The organism is Faecalimicrobium dakarense (assembly GCF_000499525.1).
Classification (GTDB): Bacteria; Bacillota; Clostridia; order Peptostreptococcales; family Peptostreptococcaceae; genus Faecalimicrobium; species Faecalimicrobium dakarense.
The window spans coordinates 1-5,034 of sequence record NZ_HG529298.1 but is presented as its reverse complement, the minus strand read 5'-3'; the positions used below and the strand labels follow the sequence as shown (position 1 = coordinate 5,034).

Here is a 5,034-nt window from a genome sequence, read left to right as displayed (position 1 = left end):
TTAATTAATATAGGCTGAATTAGTATTCCGCTTAAAGTTCCTGACTTTAAAAATGGTACTTCATGATAAAATTCAGCTTTTATCAAGCAATCTGAGATAATATTCTTTACTAGAATTTCAGATATAGAATATAGTAAAGAAGGCCTTTTATCTGTTTTTATATAATCATATTCACCTGTAATCTGTATATTATCAAATAATACCTCTGTTTCTTTATCCCATCGTACTGGAGTTTTAAAGGTGATATCTTCTCCAAAATTTATTGATATAGACTCTAATAAAATTAACTGTTCAATAGCTATCACTTTTACATTTTTGCGATGCAAACTATCTATAAAAGATAAATCACTTATTTTATTATCTGATATATTTATCAAATTTAAATACCTTAAGTTTTCAAGGTTTGGAACTTTAGATATATTATTGCTATCTAAACCTATGCTTTTAAGTCTCTTTAAGCTAGGTAGAAACGAAATATCTTCTATTCTATTTTCACTAAGTTCCAAATTATTTAGTCTAATCAAATTTTTTAATAAATCAGCATCTACAATTTCATTTTTATTCAAATTAAGATTCTCCAAATTACTAGCATATTGTATCCCTGCTAAATCATATATTCCTCTTTCTGATAAATCTATTTCTTTTAATGTCCTTAAATAATCTTTAGTTATTTGAGATAGCTCTTTATTACATGATTTAGCTATAGCATACATTAGGTCTTTACTTATCCAACTATCATTATTTTTTTCGCACAAATAGAATCATCCCTTTTTTATATAGTCACTTTTAAGCATTTGGTATTTATGGCAAACTGTGTATGTTCCTAATTTGTTAGAAGGGAATTTTTTTCTAAATTTCCCGATGTAATCAAATCCTAAAACTTCTAATGGTTTTTTAGAGTACTTATTATCTTCAAATGTAATAGCTATAATTTTATTTAAATTTAAATTTTCAAAACCGTATCTTAGCATCTCGGCGGCTAACTCGGTAGATAAATGTTCACCCCAATAGCTAGGGTTTATACAGATACCCATTTCGCCTTCTTTTGAATTAGGAGATATATTATTAAATCCAACATTACCTATCACTCTATTTTCTCTTTTTAAAACAATTACATAGTGTCCTATTTTTCCTTCATTATAGTTTTTAAAGAAAAATAATTTTATAAATCTTTCTGTATCTTTTATGCTTTTGTGCTTTTTAAATGGAAGATACTTTACGACGATATCTTCTTTATAATAATTAAATAAATCTTTAGAATCATTTAATGTTACTGGCCTTAGAATGCATCTTTTTGTTTCTAATATTTTCATATTACTATAGTTAGAGTCATACATAATTATGTCCCCTTTAATAAATTGTATATATATTATCTATATAATTTATGCTATACAATTAACAACGGTTCGCAAAAGACATAAAATATATAATTTTATGCCAAAAATATAAAACTTAGTATTTGCAATATGTATATGTAGAAAAATAAAATTTATGTCAGTTTTATGTCAGATATTTTTATTATATATTTATAATATTATGATATAATAAATATATAATTGTAATATATTGGAGGAATGTAATGAGTTTCGCATTTATAAGAAAAAGAAGTAAAAACTACATCGTTTATTTAGAATATAAAGATAAAGAAACAGGTAAAAAAGTACAAAAGAATATGGGGTCTTTTGAAAAAAAAAGAGATGCATCTAAGAAGTTAAATGAGTTAAAAGATAGCATTTTTAATGATGAATTAACACTACCAAATACCATAAATGTTGAGTCTTTTTTAGTGGACTTTTTAGAAAAATATAAAATTAATTTATCGATAACCACTTATAATTGCTACCTTAGAATTTGCAAAAAATACCTAATACCACTCCTAGGAAAGTATAAACTAGAAGAACTAAAACCTATCCATATACAAAATTATGTTGATGATTTAGTAGGAGTACTAACTCCACAGACTATAAAAATACATATAAATATTTTAAATTTAGCACTAAAAAAAGCGTATCGATTAAGGTTAATAAGGGAAAATGTAGTAGATTGTATAGAAATTCCAAGAGTTAGAAAATTTAAAAACAATATATATAATAAAGAAAACATGGTCAATTTACTTCAAATTTGTAAAGGAACACCATTAGAATTGCATATATTTTTAGCCAGCGGATTAGGTCTTAGAATATCAGAAATATTAGGTCTTACATGGGATAATATAAACTTTAGCGAGAATACCATAACAATAGATAAAATTACAGTAAGAAATAACGGTTCAGTTATACTAAAAAGTCCTAAAACCGAAAGTTCAGAAAGGACAATTTCAGCGCCAAACGAGATAATAATATTACTAAAAGAACATAAAAAGAAACAATTAGAAGCTAAGTTAAGAGGAGAAATTAAGAATAGTTCAAATTTACTATTCTTCGATAAAAACGAGCAACCAATAGCTCAAGATGTTATGAGCAAAAAATTCAACCGCTTTCTAAAGGAAAATAATCTAGAACATATAAGATTTCATGATCTTAGACATTCACATGTAACTTTGTTAATAAATTCTAAAGTCCCTATCAAAGTAATATCAGAAAGAGTTGGGCATTCAAATATTAATACAACATTAAATATTTATGCTCATGCACTTAAAGAAATGGATTCTGAAGCTAGTGACAAGATATCAGAAACTCTATTTAAATTAGGGTAAAATCAGAAAAAACCAACCTTTTAAATTGAGTTTTAAGAGGTTTTATTTATTTTTGCAATTAATTATATTTAAAAAGTTTAAAATCGCTTAAAAACCGAAATAACCCATTTTCATAGCGTAGAATTAAATTTAACATAAAAGCAGTTACTATAACTAAATTATGTAAACTAAAAGGTTTGATTGTGAATTATTGAATCATAAAAATAATAATATGAGTATAAATTTTAAGCTGATTTATGTTTTATATAATGAAAAAGATGAAGTTGACATAATTTAATTATATCGACTCCATCTTTTGTATTGTAAGATTATAATTTTGATATAAAATTTTTAATAATTTTTACTAATTCAAAGGTATCTTCTAAATAAGGTGTATGTTTACCTTTTATATTCTTTAATATATAATTTTCAAACTTAAAATTAATGTGATGCTTAATTCCGATTGCATAATCTTGATCGCCAGAAATTATAAGAGTCTTTACTTTTATATATTTAGTAATATAATAGTAATTTTTAAAATACTCTTCATTATCAAAAGCTTGTCTTGACATAGAGTGATTTTCGAAATCCTCATCTACAACGTTCATTCTTAAGAAATTTTCATATTCTTTATATTGCAACTTATAATATAAATCCTTTTGAATAAGCTTGTAAGATATCTCTCTCCAAGTTTTTATTATAGGGTGACCTGTATATTTATCTAAATCATAATTTAACAAATCACACCCATATTCAATTTGACTAAAAAGAGAATCTTCTAAATTAAGTGTTGAATTTAATAATATAAGGCTTTTTATATTTTGCGGATATTTATAAGCGTAATTTACAGCTATTATACCTCCAAAAGAATGCGATAATAAAATGACTTTATCAAGACTTAGCTCTTTTCTTACAGTTTCAATATCTTTTACTAGAGCGCTAATAGAATAATTTATACTTCCATTTCCTCCGGATCTTCCACAACCTCTTTGGTCCATGTATATCATACGTAAATTTTTTTCCAAATAAACTCCACAAAATAATTCAAAATCTTTGCTCCATGAGCCCGGACCTCCATGTATATAAATACAAGGAATACCACTACCTTTTTCATTTACATATAAATTTATATTATCATTAGTATTTATAAACATTATTACCTCCACTATCTTTATATTTATAATTGTATCATAGTATTTTAAATCTCCAAAATTCCTCTTAAAAATCAATCTACTATTTTGAGTTTTAAGGCATATATAAAATATGAATAAGGTTATTCCATTGTAAAAATACAAACTTGATTACAATTGATTTAAATTAATTCTAAAAGAAGTTAATTCAAATTCAATCAATATGGTTTTAAATAATAAAATTATGTAAACTTATATATTTTAATTACTTACTATTTAGAAGATATTGGTTTATTAACAAATATTTTAAAATTTAAATAACATAAGTTTTTCTTAGAGACGAAAGATTATTTGCTGGCTTAATGAAGCAGACCATTAATCACTCTAAATTATTACATTTAACATAAAGCAGACATGATACTTTTTATGAATAAATTAACTATATAATATAAAACAACCTATATAAATTAATAGACTTGAATAAGTTATTATTTTTATATAGGTTATTTATTAAAAATTTATAATTATTTACATAGATTTTTCTAACTTAGAAAATGCGTAATTTAAAACAGACTCTAAATTACCATTGTTTTTTCCTCCTCCTTGAGCTAAGTGAAGGTTCCCCCCTCCTCGACCATCTACTAAGGTAAGAGCATCTTTTAATAAATTATTCATACTTATATTTGTTAGATTTTTAGCTGCTGAAAAAATTACATTTACTTTATCACCATTTTTCAATGCAAGTAATGCAATAGTATTTTCTGATTCTGTTATTTTAGAAGCTACTCTAGATATATATTTCAAATTTTCATTAGTGTAAATTTTATTAACTACAGATATATTCTTTATCTTTTGGCTAGAATCTATCATTTCTTTAATTTCATAGCTAGCTACGGTTTCTTCAAGTTTTCTATTAAGATTTATGCTTTCTTCGATTTTTTCTTTTAATTTTCTTACACTATTTACAGCCTCTTCTTCATTTGAGCTTAAATATCTGCATATGTTAGTTAAGTAATCATCTCTTTGTAAAGAATATTTTATAGCTCTTTTACCTGCCAAAAATTCAATTCTAGTAGCTTCTTTATTTTTTTCCCATTTTTTTATTTTTATCATTTTAAGGTCTAGTGTTGATTTTGGATGAACTCCACAGCAAGCATTAGAATCTAAATCTCCTACTTTAAGAATTCTTATTTCATCAGCTGTTTCTGGTAGATCTCTTCTTATCCATAT

4 protein-coding genes and 1 pseudogene are annotated in these 5,034 nt (G+C 24.7%); 1 reads left to right on the top strand and 4 read right to left on the bottom strand.

Translation table 11 applies throughout. The features are described from left to right. A pseudogene (locus BN899_RS06755) lies at window positions 1–755 on the bottom strand (hypothetical protein); the annotation flags it as partial. Between the two features lie 6 nt (window positions 756–761). Continuing rightward, on the bottom strand, window positions 762–1,337 hold the full coding sequence (locus BN899_RS06750; RefSeq protein WP_042274020.1) for a GNAT family N-acetyltransferase: 576 nt from the start codon (window positions 1,335–1,337) through the stop codon (window positions 762–764). Window positions 1,338–1,579: 242 nt separating this feature from the next. On the opposite strand from BN899_RS06750, the gene BN899_RS06745 reads away from it, so the two are divergent. Beyond that, the gene (locus BN899_RS06745) at window positions 1,580–2,695 is read left to right on the top strand and encodes a tyrosine-type recombinase/integrase (protein ID WP_042274018.1); all 1,116 of its coding nucleotides are present in this window, start codon (window positions 1,580–1,582) and stop codon (window positions 2,693–2,695) included. Between the two features lie 308 nt (window positions 2,696–3,003). Here BN899_RS06745 and BN899_RS06740 read toward each other — a convergent pair whose 3' ends face one another. Together BN899_RS06740 and BN899_RS06735 are read right to left on the bottom strand one after the other, a co-directional pair. Further along, a complete protein-coding gene (locus tag BN899_RS06740; protein WP_042274016.1) occupies window positions 3,004–3,828 on the bottom strand; it encodes an alpha/beta fold hydrolase in 825 nt (274 codons plus the stop codon). A 504-nt stretch (window positions 3,829–4,332) separates the two neighbouring features. After that, window positions 4,333–5,034 (bottom strand): DHHA1 domain-containing protein (locus BN899_RS06735; protein ID WP_042274014.1); only part of this gene is annotated, 702 nt, incomplete at its 5' end.